Source organism: Streptomyces sp. NPDC044033 (genome assembly GCF_056434425.1).
In genome coordinates this window covers 241,064-256,338 of sequence record NZ_JBWKFF010000010.1, presented here as the reverse complement: position 1 = coordinate 256,338, position 15,275 = coordinate 241,064, and the positions used below count along the sequence as shown (strand labels likewise).

Below are 15,275 nucleotides of genomic sequence, written 5' to 3'. Positions count from 1 at the left end.
TGCGTGCCCCGCCCAGTCGTGTCGCTCCGCTTTCCGCCCTCGCGCCGCCTACCGCTCGTCGTCGGCCGGCTTGGCGGCCTCGGCCTCGACCAGTTCCCGGGCCCGCTTCACATCGCCCGCCATGCGCTCCAGGAGCATGTCGATGGAGTCGAACTTCTCCATCCCCCGCAGGTAGGCGAGGAAGTCGACGGCCACGTGCAGTCCGTACAGGTCGAGGTCGACGCGGTCGATGGCGTAGGCCTCGACCGTGCGTTCCGTGGCGTCGAACTGCACGTTCGTGCCGACCGAGATCGCCGCGGGCATCGTCTCGCCGTCGGCGGTCAGCCACCCGGCGTAGACGCCGTCGGCGGGGATGGCGGTGTGCGGCAGGGTCTCCACGTTGGCGGTGGGGTACCCCAGTTCACGGCCGCGCTGCGCGCCGCGCACGACGACGCCCTCGACGCGGTGCGGCCGCCCGAGGATCTCCATCGCGCCCGCGACGTCGCCCTCGGCGACCAGCCGCCGGGTCAGGGTCGAGGAGAACGGCTGCCCGCCGCCCGCCTCGCCGCTGACGAACAGGTCGATGACCTCGACCTCGTAGTCATAGGTGGAGCCGAGCTCCACCAGGAAGGCGACGTTGCCCGCCGCCTTGTGCCCGAAGCGGAAGTTGGGGCCCTCGACGACGAGGCGCGCGTGCAACTTGTCGACCAGCACCTTGACGACGAAGTCGGCGGGCGACAGCTTCGAGAACTCGGTGGTGAAGGGCAGGATCAGCAGCGCGTCCACGCCCAGCTCCGCCATCAGCTCCGCACGCCGGTGGTGCGGGGCCAGCAGGGGCGGGTGGCTGCCCGGCCGCACGACCTCGCTGGGGTGCGGATCGAAGGTGACCACCACCGACGGCACGCCGAGCTCGCGCGCCCGCTCCACCGCCCGGCCGATGATCAGCTGGTGTCCGCGGTGCACCCCGTCGTAGGAGCCGATGGTGACGACGCTGCGTCCCCAGTCCTCGGGGATGTCCTCCAAGCCACGCCAGCGTTGCACTGTGCCCGCTCCTCGCCCGAACCTTTGTCTGTCCAATACGCAGGTCTAAGAGTGCCATGCCGGGTCCTCGCTCCACGCATCGGGCATTGCGCCCGCCAGTTGGACGCGGGCCCGCGGGCCCACCACCGCCGCCCATTCGGCGGGGGCCGATTCCAGCCAGCCGCGCACCAGCGCGGCGAAACCGGGCACGTCGCGGGCCAGCTGGAGCAGCCGCCGGTCGAAACAGGCCGCGCCCTGCGCCGTACGGGCCAGCAGCAGTCCGGTGCGGTGGACGAGGTCGCGGGTACGGGCCGGGCCGCGGCGGGCCGCGCCCTCGGCGGCCGCGCGGAGCAGCGCGTCGAGGACGGCGGCGTCGGGCACGTACTGCCCGTACCGGCCGTACTGCCCGTGCCCCTCGTGTTCCAGCAGCACCTCCAGCAATTCGTGTCGCAGTGGGCGCGAGAGGCGGGTGCCGGGGGCGGCCAGCACGGGGGCGAGGGCGCGGCGCGCACACGGCGACCTGGCGCGGAGCATGTCGGAGACGAGCGGGAAGAGCAGCGCTCGGGCGGGCGGGCCGTGTTCGAGCCTGCGGTCCACGAAGGCCGCGGCGTGTTCGGCGCCTTCGGTCCGGTGCTCGACGTGTTCGCGTACGAGCTCGGCGGCGCGGCGGACGAGCGCGGGGGCCGTCACGTCGGCGAGCGTACGCATGGTCTCCACCGTGCTGTCCGAGCCGCCACCCGGTGCGCGCAGTCGGGCCCGGAGGGCTCGGAGCACCGGCTCGGGGTGGGTGGGCAGGGCGGCGGCGAGGTCGTCCGGCGACAGATGCGGGTCGCCCTCGGCGAACCGCGCGAGGGCCTGCCTCAGATGTCCGGCGCGGGTCTCCGGGTCCCGTACGAGCAGGGCGAGGGCCGCTCCGTGCAGGGAGCCGTCGGCGGGGCGGGCGAGGAGGGCGAGGGCGGCGTAGCGCAGCAGTTCGCGGTCGGCGCCGGTGGTGACGTGCGGGGCGGCCCGGAGTCCGTAGGCGGCCGCGGCCGCGTGGCGCTCGGCGCGGCGGTCGTGCGCCCAGCGGTCGACGGCCCGGCAGACGGCGGACGGCTCGTCCTCGGCGAGTGCGGCCAGCAGCTCGTCGGCGAGCGGGTGGACGGCGTCGACGAGCGCCTCGGCGAGATCGTCGAGGGCGAGCCGCCGGTGCGTGTGGAGCAGGGCCTGGGCCGCGACCGCGACGGTGGGCCGGAGGGTGCCGCCGTCCGGCGCGGCGGCGGCTTGGAGCGGCCGGTCGTCGGTGAACCAGCGGCACAGCAGGACCTGCGCGGCTCGGGGGTCCTCGGCCAGCAGGGTCGCGGCGGCGGGCAGGAACCGTTCCGGCGCCCCGGCCGGGTCCTTGGCGGGCGGCGCGTCGGCGGGCAGCAGCAGCCGCAGCAGTTCGAGCCGGTCGGGCAGGGGGAGCCCGAGGCGCAGCCAGAACCACGGGCCGAACTCGCCGAGGCCGCCGTGGCGTAGGGAGCGCGCGGCCACCCGGCCGGCGAGGAGGCGCAGCACCCCGAGGTAGGGGGCGGCGTCGGGCACGCGGAGCAGTGTCTCGCCGAGGAGGTGGGCGGCCCACCAGGAGGCGTTGGAGAACCGTTCAGCCGACGCGGTCCAGTCGGGGGGCTCATCGGCGGGTACGGGCCGGCCGCCGGCCGCGGGCGGGCCGGAGCACCCCGCCGGCGCGCCCGCGCCGTCCGTGGGGAGAGCCGCTCCCCAGCCCTGGCCCGGGACGGCCGGTGCCTCCGCCTCGCCTTGTGGTTCACCGAGCGCGTCCACCGCGCGGATCAGCTCGGTGAGGTGGCGGGCGAGTTCGGCCGGGCCGGACCGGCGGCCGAGGAGGAGCAGGGCATGGAGCACGGGGCCGATGCGGTGCCGGGGTACGGGCAGGGGGCACGGCTGCTCGGGCGGCACGGCGGGGGCGGGCCGCCGGCGGGCGGCGCGCCTGCCCCATTTCCGTACGGGCGGGGGCGCGGCCTCCCCCGGGTGCGCGGGGGAGACTCCCGGCCGGGAGGGCAGGCGGACGGCGGTCTCCGGTTCCGGGGCCCACGTCTCGCCCCAACGGACACGCGTCTCGTCCCCACGCGCCGTCGCCTCGCCCCAACAGACACGCGGCTCGTCCCCACGCGCCGTCGCCTCGCCCCAGCAGGCCCGTGTCTCACTCCACCGGTGCACCAGGGCGTTCAGCGCCATGTCGAGGTCGAGGTGCTGCCCTTGCAGCCAGTCGGCGAACTCCTCGTGCGCGAAGCGGTAGCCCGGGCCGGCCGGGACGAGGAGGCCCTCCGTAAGAACGGCGGAGGCCCAGCCCGTGCGCCACGGGAAGAGTTCCTCGAACGACGCGCGGTCCAGCTCGCCCTGGCCCGGCCCGAGGCAGAGCCGGGCGGCCTCGTGCACCTGCCCGGCCACGCGGGCGGCGAGCCGGCGCACGGCCGAACCGCGCCTCGGGGGCCGTTCGGCGGCGAGCCGGACCGCGATGCGCAGGCAGAGGAGGTCGAGGTGGGCCGAGAAGACCTCCCAGCGGTCGGGGGCGCGCACCTCCGGCTCACGCCCGCTGCGGCCTTCGGGACCGTGCGCCCCCTGCGCCGGCGCACGCCCCGCGCCGCCGCCCTCGCCATCGCCACACGGTTCCCTCCCGAGCTGCCCGCCGCCACGCCCGTCAGCTCCGTCGCCCGCACCAGGTGCGTACGCCTCCGCCCCCGGATCCCCTCCGCACCCGGCGTCCCGCAGCGCCGCCCGTACCTCCGCCAAGAGCCTCAGCGTCAACGGGTGGCCGCCGTCCGCCGGGGCCACGGCGTCGGCGGGCAGGCCGTACCGGACGTGGGCCAGGTCTCGCTGGTGCGGGGTGAGGTCGGTGAGCCGGGCGCAGGGTGGAAGGGCGCGCGAGGTGGAGCGGGCGGAGCGTGCGGGGTGCTGGAGGGCGCCCGGCGGGAAGAGCGCGCCGAGCTGTTCCCAGTGTTCGGGGCGGCAAGCGACGATCAGGCGGGCCCCCGAGGCACGCAGCCACGCGGCGGTGGCGGCCGCCCAGCCGGACAGCTCCCGGGCGAGCGCGGGCGGCATCTCCTCCGGCCCGTCGAGGAGGACGAGCAGGGGGCGCCCGGCGGCGCGCGTGAGCCGTGCGACGGACTCGGGGGTCACGGCCGCCGTGTCGCCGATCGTCCCGGCCGCTCCCGCCGCCGCCGTGGCGATGCGGCCGGCGGCCGTCAGCGCACGGGCGACGGCGGCCCGTACGCTCGCGTCGCCCGCGCGCAGGTCCGCGCCGCGCAGCCACACCGTGGGGGTGGGCGCGGCGCCTCGGGCCCGGCGCGCCGCGAGGGCGGCCAGCTCGGTCGTACGGCCCGTGCCGGGGTCCCCGACGAAGCCGAGCACCGGGGCGCCGCCGGAGAGGAAGGCGGTGAACTCCTCGGCGGTGTCCGGGCGTTCGGCCGGTTCGCCCCAAGGGCGCGGGCCGTCCGCCGTGCCGAGGGAGAGGGCGGTGAGCTGGAGTGCGCCGGCGAGGTTGAGGTCCGGCCCGTACGCGGGCACGGTCGCGCCGTTGCGCGCCAGCACCGCGGCGAGCGGGCCTCCGGGGTCCGCTTCGGCGGTGGCGCGCAGGGGGATCGCGAAGCCGCCCGCCCGGCGGGCGGTGTGCAGGGCGGTACCGAGGACGGCGACGACCGCTCCGGTCCGCGCGTCGAGGACGGGCCCGCCCGCGGCCCGCTCGCCGAGCCGCACCGCCTCCCGGTCCCCCACGGCCAGCTCCAGCGCCGAGCCGAGCAGGTGGAAGCGGTCGGTGGCGGTGTAGGTGACGGCCGCGCCGCCGACCACCCGGGCGTCGAGCCAGCGCCGCGTCCGCAGCCGCACGCCCGCGCCCGGCTCGATCGCGGTGGACGCGGAGACGGCGAGCGGCGGTGCGCTCAGCCCTTCGGTCCGTACGAGCGCGAGGTCGGCCTCCGGGAGGGCGACGACGGCGTCGGCGCCGACCAGGCAGGTCTGTTCGCCGGAGGCGTGCAGCACGACCCGCGCGAGGCCGTCGACCGCCTCATGGCTCGTGATCAGGGTGCCATGGTCGTCCAGGAGGAAGCCGGTGCCGCGCGGCCGTCCGGCCAGATCCCGGATGCGCACCAGCGCCTCATTCGGATCGGTACGCCGCCACGCCATCCGCCGTGCCTCCCCGCGCCCCGCCGCCCCGTACTCAGACGGTATGCGGCGAGTGATCACCGGAAACACCTCGCACCGCGAACGCGCCCCCTCGCACCCCCGTGGTTCACTCCGAGCGCCTGCTCGATGGGGTGAATGCGGGCCCTGGACTGGATAGAGGACCGGTGAGGGGGATCGTGGGGCGGGAAGCGGGCGAACCGCGTCTCCCGCCCCACGACGGGCCCGTGTCCGCCCCGGTCCGCGTCCTCTCGCTGATGAGGACCCGTGATCCGTCCCGAAGAGGGTCCGCATCCGTTCCCCGACAAGAACCCGTGATCCGTCCCTCGAAGAGAGCCCGTACCCGTCCTCGGAGAGGGCCCGTGCCCGTCCTCGGAGAGGGCCCGTATCCGCCGTAGCGGTGCGCGCGCCGAGCGGCTCGCGTCAGGTGAAGACAGCCAGGCTCTTGGCCTTGCCGCCCTGGTTCTCGACGAGCACGAGGAACCGTCCGTCGGGCCCGAAGACGGCGACCGGGCCGGGCCCGTCCGCCGCGGGCATCCGCAGCCGCACGCCGTTGGCCAGCAGCCGGGCCTGCTCCTCGTCCACATCCCAGCGGGCGAACGCCGCCGCGGCCGCCTCGGCGACGGGCATGACCGTCAGCTCCTCCTGGAGCTGTTCCAGCGTGCGGGCCGCGTCCAGCCCGTACGGGCCGACGCGGGTGCGCCGCAGCGCCGTGAGGTGGCCGCCGACGCCCAGGCCCGCGCCCAGGTCGCGGGCGAGCGCGCGGATGTACGTACCGGACGAGCAGACCACGGAGACCAGCAGGTCCTTCACGGGCGTGCCGTCGTCCGCGACCCCGTCGTGCACCGCGTGCACGGCGAAGGAGGAGACCGTCACGGGCCTCGCCGGGATCTCGAACTCCTCGCCCGCCCGCGCCCGCGCGTACGACCGCTTGCCGTCGATCTTGATGGCGCTGACCTTCGACGGCACCTGCATGATGTCGCCGCTGAGCTCGGCGACCCCGGCGTCGATGGCCTCGCGGGCGATGCCGGAGGCGTCGGCGGACGCGGTGAGCTCGCCCTCCGCGTCGTCCGTCACCGTCGTCTGGCCGAGCCGGACCGTGCCGACGTACTCCTTCTCGGTCAGCGCCAGATGGCCGAGCAGTTTCGTGGCCCGCTCGACGCCGAGCACGAGCACGCCCGTCGCCATCGGGTCGAGCGTGCCCGCGTGCCCGACCTTGCGGGTCCGGGCTATGCCGCGCATCTTGGCCACGACGTCGTGCGAGGTGAAGCCGGCCGGCTTGTCGACGATGACCAGGCCGTCCGGACAGGTGGATGCTGCGTGCTTCATTCGGCGGCGGTCCCCTTGCCCTTCTCGCCGTCGTCGCCGTCGGCCTCCCCGTCGCCCTCGGCGCCTTCCTCACCCGGCTTGCGGTAAGGGTCGGCGTCGCCGGCGTACGTCTTGCCGGAGGACACCTCGCGGACCTCCGCGTCCTTGGCCTTGGCCTTGGCGAGCAGGTCCTCGATGGTGCGGGCGTTGTCGGGCAGCGCGTCGGGGACGAACGTCAGGGTCGGGGTGAAGCGCACCCCGGTCTCCCTGCCGACCGTGGAGCGCAGCACGCCCTTGGCGCTCTCCAGCGCGGCCGCGGAGGCCGCGCGCTCCTCGTCGTCGCCGTAGACCGTGTAGAACACGGTCGCCTCCCGCAGGTCGCCCGTGACCCGGGTGTCCGTGATGGTCACATAGCCGAGCCGCGGGTCCTTGATCCGGCGCTGCAGGGTCTCCGCGACGATCTCCCGGATGCGGTCGGCCAGTTTGCGCGCCCGCGCGTTGTCGGTCATGCGCCTACTTCTTTCTTCTTCGGTTCATTCATCAGTCGTCACCGTCGCCGTCGCCGTGGATCCGCCGTCGCACGGACAGCAGCTCCACCTCGGGACGGGCGGCGGCCCAGCGTTCGCAGCGGTCCAGCACATCCACGAGATGTCCGGTGTCCCCGGAGACCACCGCGAGGCCGATCTCGGCTCTGCGGTAAAGATCCTGGTCACCGACCTCCGCCACGCTGACCGCGTACGTGCGGCGCAGCTCGGCGAGGATCGGACGCACGATGGAGCGTTTCTCCTTCAGCGACCGTACGTCGCCCAGGAGGAGGTCGAACGAGAGTGTCCCCACATACATGCGGTACGGGTGAAGCCCACCCGGCGGGCCTGAGGCATTGGTGTACAAGCTCTTCGAACCGTACACGCAACGGCCGGGGCCGATCGACGGAATAACGCTCCGCCGACCGGCCCCGGGTCGCAACTTTGCGATCAGCGATCAGCCGCGGGGCTTCTCGCGCATCTCGTACGTCGCGATGACGTCGTCGATCTTGATGTCGTTGAAGTTGCCGAGGTTGATACCGCCCTCGAACCCTTCCCGAATCTCGGTGACGTCGTCCTTGAAGCGGCGCAGACCCTGGATGTTGAGGTCCTCCGCGACGACCTTCCCGTCGCGGACGAGGCGCGCCTTGGTGTTGCGCTTGACCTCGCCGGAGCGGATGAGGACACCGGCGATGTTGCCCAGCTTGGACGAGCGGAAGACCTCGCGGATCTCCGCCGTGCCCAGCTCGACCTCTTCGTACTCCGGCTTGAGCATGCCCTTGAGGGCTGCCTCGATCTCCTCGATCGCCTGGTAGATGACCGAGTAGTACCGGACGTCGACGCCCTCGCGCTCGGCCATCTGAGTGGCACGGCCCTCGGCGCGGACGTTGAAGCCGATGACGATCGCGTCGGAGCCGGACGCCAGGTTGATGTCGGACTCGGTGACCGCACCCACGCCGCGGTGCAGCACGCGGATGTCGACCTCCTCGCCCACATCGAGCTGGAGCAGCGAGGACTCCAGGGCCTCGACCGAACCGGACGCGTCGCCCTTGATGATGAGGTTGAGCTGCTGGATCTCGCCGGCCTTGAGCACCTTGTCGAGGTCCTCAAGGGACACCCGGCGGGTGCGCTTGGCGAAGGCGGCGTTGCGCTCACGCGCAGCGCGCTTCTCGGCGATCTGCCGGGCCGTACGGTCCTCGTCGACGACGAGGAAGTTGTCGCCGGCGCCGGGGACGTTGGTGAGACCCAGGACCAGGACGGGGGTCGAGGGACCCGCTTCCTCGACGTTGTTGCCCTTGTCGTCGAGCATCGCCCGGACGCGGCCGTAGGCATCGCCCGCGACCATCGTCTCGCCGACCCGCAGCGTGCCGCGCTGGACCAGCACGGTGGCCACGGCGCCGCGGCCGCGGTCGAGGTGGGCCTCGATCGCGATGCCCTGCGCCGCCTGCTCCGCGTTGGCGCGCAGGTCGAGCGAGGCGTCGGCGGTGAGCACGACGGCCTCCAGGAGGCTGTCGATGTTCTCGCCCTTGCGAGCGGAGATGTCGACGAACATCGTGTCGCCGCCGTACTCCTCGGCCACCAGACCGAACTCGGTGAGCTGACCGCGCACCTTGGTCGGGTCGGCGCCCTCGACGTCGATCTTGTTGACCGCGACCACGATCGGCACGTCGGCCGCCTTGGCGTGGTTCAGCGCCTCGATCGTCTGGGGCATCACACCGTCGTTGGCCGCCACCACGAGGATCGCGATGTCGGTCGACTTCGCACCGCGGGCACGCATGGCGGTGAACGCCTCGTGGCCCGGGGTGTCGATGAAGGTGATCGCGCGGTCCTCGCCGTTGACCTGGGTGGCGACCTGGTACGCACCGATGTGCTGCGTGATGCCGCCGGCCTCGCCCGCGACGACGTTCGTCTTGCGGATCGCGTCCAGCAGTCGGGTCTTGCCGTGGTCGACGTGGCCCATGACGGTCACGACCGGCGGGCGGGAGACGAGCATCTCCTCGCCGCCCTCGTTCTCGCCGAACTCGATGGAGAAGGACTCCAGGAGCTCGCGGTCCTCTTCCTCCGGGCTGACGACCTCAAGGACGTAGTTCATCTCGTCGGCGAGCAGCTGGAGCGTCTCGTCGGTGACCGACTGGGTCGCGGTGACCATCTCGCCGAGGTTGAGCATCACGGCGACGAGCGACGCCGGGTTGGCGTTGATCTTCTCCGCGAAGTCGGTGAGGGAGGCACCACGCGACAGGCGGACGGTCTGTCCGTTGCCGCGCGGCAGCATCACGCCGCCGACCGACGGGGCCTGCATGGCCTCGTACTCCTGGCGCCTCTGCCGCTTCGACTTACGGCCGCGACGCGCCGGACCGCCGGGGCGGCCGAAGGCGCCCTGCGTTCCGCCACGGGCGCCGGGACCACCCGGACGACCACCGAAGCCGGGACGGCCGCCGAAGCCGCCGCCGGGACCGCCGCCACCGGGACGACCGGCGAAACCGCCGCCGCCACCGGGACGACCGGCACCGCCGCCGCCACCCGGACGACCGGCGAAACCGCCGCCGCCACCGGGACGACCGGCACCGCCGCCGCCACCCGGACGACCGGCACCGCCGGCGCCGGGACCACGACCGCCACCGGGACCGCCACCAGGACGGGGACCGGCAGCCGGACGCTGCGGCATCATGCCAGGGTTCGGGCGGTTACCGGCGGGAGCGCCGGAACCGGGGCCGGGACGCGCGCCGCCCTGCGGACGGGGCATGCCGCCCGGAGTCGGACGGGCGCCGCCCTGACCGCCCTGGGGACGCGGAGCGCCACCGGGGCCGCCCTGCGGACGCGGGGCGCCGCCGGGGCCACCCTGACCACCGGGGCGCGGAGCGCCGCCGGGACGGGGGGCCTGCGGACGGGCCATGCCGGTGGAACCACCGGACGTGAAGGGGTTGTTGCCCGGACGCGGTCCGGACGGACGGGCGCCGCCGGGGCGCGGGCCGCCCTGGTTCTGGCCGCCGGGGCGGGGGCTCCGCTCGGGACGGCCGCCGTCGCGCTGCTGGCCGCCGTCGCGCTGGCCGCCGCCCTGCTGACCACCGGGGGCCGGACGCGCGGGGCGCGGGCCGGGGGTGGCGCCGGGGCGCGGGGCGGACGAGGTGGGGCGCTCCTGCTGAGCGGGGCGCTCCTGCTGGGCCGGCTGCTCGACCTGAGCCGGCTGCTCGACCTGGGCAGGCCGCTCGGGCTGGGCCGGGGCCGGCGCGGAGAACTCCGCGGCGGGCACCGGGGTGACCGGCGCGGGCTTGGCCGGTGCCGGCTTCGGACCCGGACGCGGGCCGGGCGTCGGCGCGGAGCCGGTGCCCTGGGTCGCGGCGGGCTTGGCGGGGGTCTCCGCGGCCGGCTCGGGCGCCGGGTCAGCGGGACGTGCCGACGGGCCCGGGGTGGGCGCGGCGGGCTTGGCGGGGGACGCCTTGCGGGGCGCCCCGGGCTTGGCAGCGGACTTGCCGGCGTTGCCGCCGGGCCCCTGCAGTGCGTCAGTCAACTTGCGAACAACCGGCGCCTCGATCGTCGAGGACGCCGAACGTACGAATTCACCGAGTTCTTGGAGCTTGGCCATGACGACCTTGCTCTCTACTCCGAACTCCTTGGCGAGTTCATATACCCGGACCTTAGCCACTTCGCTCCTTTTAGGTCCGGGTTCACGCCGGACCGTCGCTACTTCATGGGCGTACTCATCGCGTACTCATCGAGTGCTCATCGCAATCTCGACCTACTTCCGACTCGCGAGGTACCTGACCGCACGGCTTTCCCGTGCCGTTCTCTTCTTACGGTGTTGCCTGCTCGACAGCGTCACGCACTCGCGCGGTGTCGAGCGGTCCCTGGCCCCCTTGATAGCGGAGGGCCCGGGGAAACGCCCGGCGGCGGACCGCCAGGTCGTAACAGACCACTGTGGGGTGCAGATAGGCACCCCGGCCGGGCAGCGTACCGCGAGGATCGGGGGTGCAAGCCCCCTCGACCGCCACGATGCGCAGCAGTTCGCTCTTGGCCGTTCGCTCCCGGCAACCCACACAGGTTCGCTCTGGGCGTGCTCGGGCGTGCGTCCGACCAGACACTGCTTAAGTCTACCTCCCCGCGACGACATAACCCCTTCGGGTTACTGATCGCGCACTTATTCGTTCGGGGCCGTTCCCGGCCCCGGCCGCTCAGGCCCGTTCTCAGTCCCGGTCGTGATCACGGTCACGGTCGCGGTCCCGGTCCTGATCGCGGTCACGGTCCCGGTCGCCGGGCTGCTCCGTGTCCGGCCGGATGTCGATGCGCCATCCGGTGAGGCGGGCGGCGAGGCGGGCGTTCTGCCCCTCCTTGCCGATGGCGAGCGAGAGCTGGTAGTCGGGGACCGTGACCCGCGCGGAGCGCGCGCCCAGGTCCACGACCTCGACCTTGGAGACCCGGGCCGGGGACAGCGCGTGCGCCACCAGCTCGGCCGGGTCGTCCGACCAGTCCACGATGTCGATCTTCTCGCCGTGCAGTTCGGCCATGACGGCCCGCACCCGGCCGCCCATCGGGCCGATGCAGGCGCCCTTGGCGTTGAGCCCCGACCGGGTGGACCGGACGGCGATCTTCGTGCGGTGGCCGGCCTCGCGGGCGATGGCCGCGATCTCCACGGAGCCGTCCGCGATCTCCGGGACCTCCATGGCGAAGAGCTTGCGCACCAGGTTGGGGTGGGTGCGCGACAGCGTCACGGACGGGCCGCGCACGCCCTTGACCACCCGTACGACGTAGGTGCGCAGCCGCGTGCCGTGCTTGTACTCCTCGCCCGGCACCTGCTCCTGCACCGGCAGGATGGCCTCCAGCCGGCCGATGTCGACCAGCACGTTCTTCGGGTCCCTGCCCTGCTGCACGACGCCCGCGACGACATCGCCCTCGCGCCCCGCGTACTCGCCGAACGTGATCTCTTCCTCGGCGTCGCGCAGCCGCTGGAGGATGACCTGCTTCGCGGTCGACGCCGCGATCCGGCCGAAGCCGGAGGGGGTGTCGTCGAACTCCTGGGGCTCCTGCCCCTCCTCCAGGTCCGTGAGGTCCTCGGCGCTCTCCTTCGCCCACACCGTCACATGGCCGGTGCTGCGGTCCAGCTCCACCCGCGCCCGGCGGCGGCTTCCCTCGGTGCGGTGGTACGCGATGAGGAGGGCCGACTCGATCGCCCCGACCAGCAGGTCGAACGAGATCTCCTTCTCCCGCACCAGACCCCGCAGGGCACTCATGTCGATGTCCACGGCTACGCCTCCTCTTGGCTCTCGTCGTTCGCGTCGTCGTCGCCCGCGTCGACGGTGTCGTTCGCGTCGTCCGTGTCGTTGGCGTCGCTGTTGTCGCTGTCGTTGGTCTTGCTGTTCTTGCGGTTGAACTCGATCTCGACCCGGGCCTTGGCGATCTCGGAGAACTCCAGGCGGCGGGCGGTGGGCTTGCGGCCCTTCACGCCCGGGACCTCCACGTCGAGACCCTCGTCATCGACGGAGATGATGCGCGCGATCAGTTCGCCGCCCCCGGTCAGCTGCGCCTTGACGAGGCGGCCGACGGCGCGCCGGTAGTGGCGCAGCTCGGTCAGCGGCCGGTCGGCGCCGGGCGAGGTGACTTCCAGGGAGTACGGGGCCCCGCCCATCGCGTCCGCCTCGTCGAGCAGCTCGGAGGCCGCCCGGCTCAACTCCGCACACGTGTCCAGCAGCACGCCCTCGTCGGAATCCACCACAATACGGAGAACGCGCCGCTTCCCGGCCGGCGTCACCTCGACCTCTTCCAGATCCAGCTCTCGCGCGCTGACGAGAGGTGCCAGCAATTCGCGCAGCCTCTCGCTCTGGGTGGTGCTCATCCGGGTGACTCCTCGGCCGCGTGTGCTGTTGTGGGAAAGTCGCGTGTCAGGTCAAAGCCTAGCTGTTCCGGCAGCCGACTGACGATTCGGTGGCCGCTCCCGGGGCCCCCGCCACCGCGCCGGTACTCTCACGTGCGGTGATCATTCCCGAACCAGGCGGAAAGAGGAACGTGCCGCTCACGACGATGAGGCGGGGCCCGGCCGACCCGCACAGACGCACCGTGCTGACCGGGGCCGCGGCCCTCGGGGCGGCGGCGCTGCTCGCCGGCTGCTCCGAGCGCCGGGAGACCGACGGCGACAAGCGCGCCGCCGCCGGCGAACGGCTGCGGGCCCGCGCCGCCCGGGACTCCGCCGCGCTGCTGGACCGCTACGAGGCGACGCTGGCCGCACACACCGGTCTCGCGGGACGGCTGACGCCGCTGCGCGCCGAAGTCGCGCTCCACGCCAGGGCGTTCGGGGCGCGCGAGAACCGCGCGTCGGCATCGTCCGCGCCATCCGCGCCCGCCTCCTCCACTTCATCGAGTCCGTCAAGTCCCTCGAATTCGCCGACGGCCCGTACGGACGTGCCCAAGGACGAGAAGGAGGCTCTCGGCGCGCTCGCCGACGCCGAGCGCCGCACCGCCGACGCCCGGCTGGCGGCCCTCGCGGACGCACCCCCGGAACTGGCCCGCCTCCTCGCCTCCGTAGCCGCCGCGGGCGCGGCGCACGTCTATCTCCTCACGGAGGGCAGCTGACATGGCCGACGCGACGCCGCGCCCGAGCGGCGGCTCCAGTGGCTCCGGAGGGCCCGGCGGCCCCGGCGGCGAGGCCCTCTCCGCGGCCCAGGCCGCCCTCGCCGCCGAACACGCCGCCGTGTACGGCTACGGCGTCGTCGGCGGGCGCGTGGACAGCGCGCGAGTCGCCGACGCACGTCAGGGGTACGACGCGCACCGCGCCCGGCGGGACGCGATGCGGCGCACCGTACGCGACCTCGGCGGCACGCCCGAGCCGGCGGCCGCCGCGTACGCGCTGCCCTTCCCGGTCCCCGACGCGCAGGCCGCGGTGCGGCTCGCGGCCGAGCTGGAGAAGCGGGTGACGGGGGTCTACGCCGACCTCGTACGGGCCGCCACCGGCGGACTGCGCCGTACGGCCGCCGACGCGATGCGCGAGGCGACGGTGCGTGCGGTGCGGTGGCGGGGCGGGAGCGTAGCCTTCCCAGGGCTCGCCGAGCGGGCCGACCCGGCCGGGACACCGGAGGCACCGGGGGCCGCGAGTGGCAGCGCCGACGCCATGTGAGCCCGCCCCCGCCCGACCGCACCGCGACCGGCCATTGTCGCGACCGACCCGTCTGAAAGGGACAGCCCAGGGATGACCGACGCGAACGACCGCTTCCAACCGCCGGAGCGGCTGGTACGCACCCTGAGCGCCCGCCAGGGCCCGTCCGGCGACGCGGCGCGGGACTGGCTCGCCGCCCTGCCCGGCCGGGCCCGGCACTACCTGGAACGCTGGGAGCTGACGCCCGAGCGGGTCCAGCGGCCCGGCGGCCGGGCCAGCATGGTCGTACTGGTGCGGCAGTCCGACGCCACGCCGGCCGCGCTCAAGCTCGGCCTGGTCGACGGGGAGACCGCCCTGGAGCACGCGGCGCTCACCCAGTGGAACGGCTGGGGCGCGGCGCGGCTGCTGCGCGCCGATCCGGAGGGCGGCGCGCTGCTCCTGGAGCGGCTGCACGGGGACGTCAGCCTGCGTTCGCTGCCGGACCCGAAGGCCATGCTGGAGGCCGCCGCGACGTTGCAGCGGCTGTGGGTGAACCCGGAGGAGGGGCACCGCTTCGTCTCCGTCGCCGACCGTACGGCCGCGCTGGCCGACGCGGTGCGCGAGCACCGCGCGGAACCCTGGGCCGCGGAGGCCGAGGCCGTCATCGACGAGGCGCTGGAACTGCGCGACACGCTGGTCGTGGACGCGCCCGCCGACGCGCTGCTGCACGGCGACTACCACCAGGGGAACGTGCTGGCGGGCGACCGCGTCCCGTGGCTGGCGATCGACCCGAAGCCGCTGGTGGGCGAGCGCGCGTACGACCTGGCCCGGCTCGTACGGGACCGCTCGGACACCCTCCTGGCCTCCTCCGGCGCCGCCTCCGCCGTCCGCCGCCGCATCTCCAAGCTGGCCGACTCCCTGGACGTCGACCGCGACCGCGTCCGCGGCTGGTCCCACTTCCGCACCACAGAAGCGGCCCTGCGAAGACTGTCCTCGGGCCACCGCCGGCAGGGCGAACTCCTCCTGGAATTCGCCGGCCTCCTGTAACCCGAACACCCCGGGCAGCCCCCAAGCCCGTCCGGCGATTCAGGCCCGGGGGCCCGGGCGGAGCCCACACCCGAAGACCACCGGCCGCCCCCCTCACCCCGCACCCGACGACCACCGGCCGCCCTCAAGCCCGTCCGGCGATTGAGGACCGGGGCTCCGGGGCAGAGCCCCGAATTCAG

The 15,275-nt window shown here is 74.2% G+C and carries 12 protein-coding genes; 3 read left to right on the top strand and 9 right to left on the bottom strand.

The window, feature by feature from the left end:
- Window positions 1–48: 48 nt before the first annotated feature.
- The 9 genes from AC07AB_RS20030 to rimP all read right to left on the bottom strand — a co-directional run bounded on the left by AC07AB_RS20030 (window position 49) and on the right by rimP (window position 12,816).
- A complete protein-coding gene (locus AC07AB_RS20030; RefSeq protein ID WP_478568464.1) occupies window positions 49–1,020 on the bottom strand; it encodes a bifunctional riboflavin kinase/FAD synthetase in 972 nt (323 codons plus the stop codon).
- A 45-nt stretch (window positions 1,021–1,065) separates the two neighbouring features.
- The gene (locus tag AC07AB_RS20025; RefSeq protein WP_478568461.1) at window positions 1,066–5,160 is read right to left on the bottom strand and encodes a serine protease; all 4,095 of its coding nucleotides are present in this window, start codon (window positions 5,158–5,160) and stop codon (window positions 1,066–1,068) included.
- A gap of 420 nt (window positions 5,161–5,580) precedes the next feature.
- Window positions 5,581–6,486 (bottom strand): tRNA pseudouridine(55) synthase TruB, encoded by a 906-nt coding sequence (gene truB / locus AC07AB_RS20020; RefSeq protein ID WP_478568458.1) that lies wholly within the window; start codon window positions 6,484–6,486, stop codon window positions 5,581–5,583.
- The gene (gene rbfA, locus AC07AB_RS20015) at window positions 6,483–6,974 is read right to left on the bottom strand and encodes a 30S ribosome-binding factor RbfA (RefSeq protein ID WP_478568456.1); all 492 of its coding nucleotides are present in this window, start codon (window positions 6,972–6,974) and stop codon (window positions 6,483–6,485) included. Before rbfA ends, truB begins: the two co-directional genes overlap by 4 nt.
- 31 nt (window positions 6,975–7,005) lie before the next feature.
- Window positions 7,006–7,308, bottom strand: coding sequence for a DUF503 domain-containing protein (locus AC07AB_RS20010; RefSeq protein WP_478568453.1), 303 nt, complete (start codon window positions 7,306–7,308; stop codon window positions 7,006–7,008).
- Window positions 7,309–7,446: 138 nt separating this feature from the next.
- Window positions 7,447–10,632 (bottom strand): translation initiation factor IF-2, encoded by a 3,186-nt coding sequence (infB, locus tag AC07AB_RS20005; protein WP_478568450.1) that lies wholly within the window; start codon window positions 10,630–10,632, stop codon window positions 7,447–7,449.
- Window positions 10,633–10,780: 148 nt separating this feature from the next.
- Complete coding sequence (locus AC07AB_RS20000) at window positions 10,781–11,068, bottom strand: YlxR family protein (protein ID WP_478568447.1); 288 nt, start codon at window positions 11,066–11,068, stop codon at window positions 10,781–10,783.
- A gap of 102 nt (window positions 11,069–11,170) precedes the next feature.
- Window positions 11,171–12,226: a transcription termination factor NusA gene (gene nusA, locus AC07AB_RS19995; RefSeq protein WP_478568444.1), complete on the bottom strand. Its 1,056-nt coding sequence runs from the start codon at window positions 12,224–12,226 to the stop codon at window positions 11,171–11,173.
- Between the two features lie 2 nt (window positions 12,227–12,228).
- On the bottom strand, window positions 12,229–12,816 hold the full coding sequence (rimP, locus tag AC07AB_RS19990; protein WP_478568441.1) for a ribosome maturation factor RimP: 588 nt from the start codon (window positions 12,814–12,816) through the stop codon (window positions 12,229–12,231).
- Window positions 12,817–12,986: 170 nt separating this feature from the next.
- Between rimP and AC07AB_RS19985 the strand changes: the two genes are divergently transcribed.
- The 3 genes from AC07AB_RS19985 to AC07AB_RS19975 all read left to right on the top strand — a co-directional run bounded on the left by AC07AB_RS19985 (window position 12,987) and on the right by AC07AB_RS19975 (window position 15,096).
- Entirely contained in the window at window positions 12,987–13,550 is a 564-nt protein-coding gene (locus AC07AB_RS19985; protein WP_478568438.1) for a hypothetical protein, read from the top strand.
- A 1-nt stretch (window position 13,551) separates the two neighbouring features.
- Complete coding sequence (locus AC07AB_RS19980) at window positions 13,552–14,091, top strand: ferritin-like domain-containing protein (RefSeq protein ID WP_478568435.1); 540 nt, start codon at window positions 13,552–13,554, stop codon at window positions 14,089–14,091.
- Window positions 14,092–14,163: 72 nt separating this feature from the next.
- Complete coding sequence (locus tag AC07AB_RS19975) at window positions 14,164–15,096, top strand: aminoglycoside phosphotransferase family protein (protein ID WP_478568432.1); 933 nt, start codon at window positions 14,164–14,166, stop codon at window positions 15,094–15,096.
- Window positions 15,097–15,275: the final 179 nt, after the last annotated feature.

Bases quoted from the DNA above. Each gene is read 5' to 3' on its own strand.
- AC07AB_RS20025 (WP_478568461.1), bottom strand. From the start codon at position 5,160: ATGGCGTGGCGGCGTACCGATCCGAATGAGGCGCTGGTGCGCATCCGG.
- truB (WP_478568458.1), bottom strand. From the start codon at position 6,486: ATGAAGCACGCAGCATCCACCTGTCCGGACGGCCTGGTCATCGTCGAC.
- rbfA (WP_478568456.1), bottom strand. From the start codon at position 6,974: ATGACCGACAACGCGCGGGCGCGCAAACTGGCCGACCGCATCCGGGAG.
- AC07AB_RS20010 (WP_478568453.1), bottom strand. From the start codon at position 7,308: ATGTATGTGGGGACACTCTCGTTCGACCTCCTCCTGGGCGACGTACGG.
- rimP (WP_478568441.1), bottom strand. From the start codon at position 12,816: ATGAGCACCACCCAGAGCGAGAGGCTGCGCGAATTGCTGGCACCTCTC.
- AC07AB_RS19980 (WP_478568435.1), top strand. From the start codon at position 13,552: ATGGCCGACGCGACGCCGCGCCCGAGCGGCGGCTCCAGTGGCTCCGGA.
- AC07AB_RS19975 (WP_478568432.1), top strand. From the start codon at position 14,164: ATGACCGACGCGAACGACCGCTTCCAACCGCCGGAGCGGCTGGTACGC.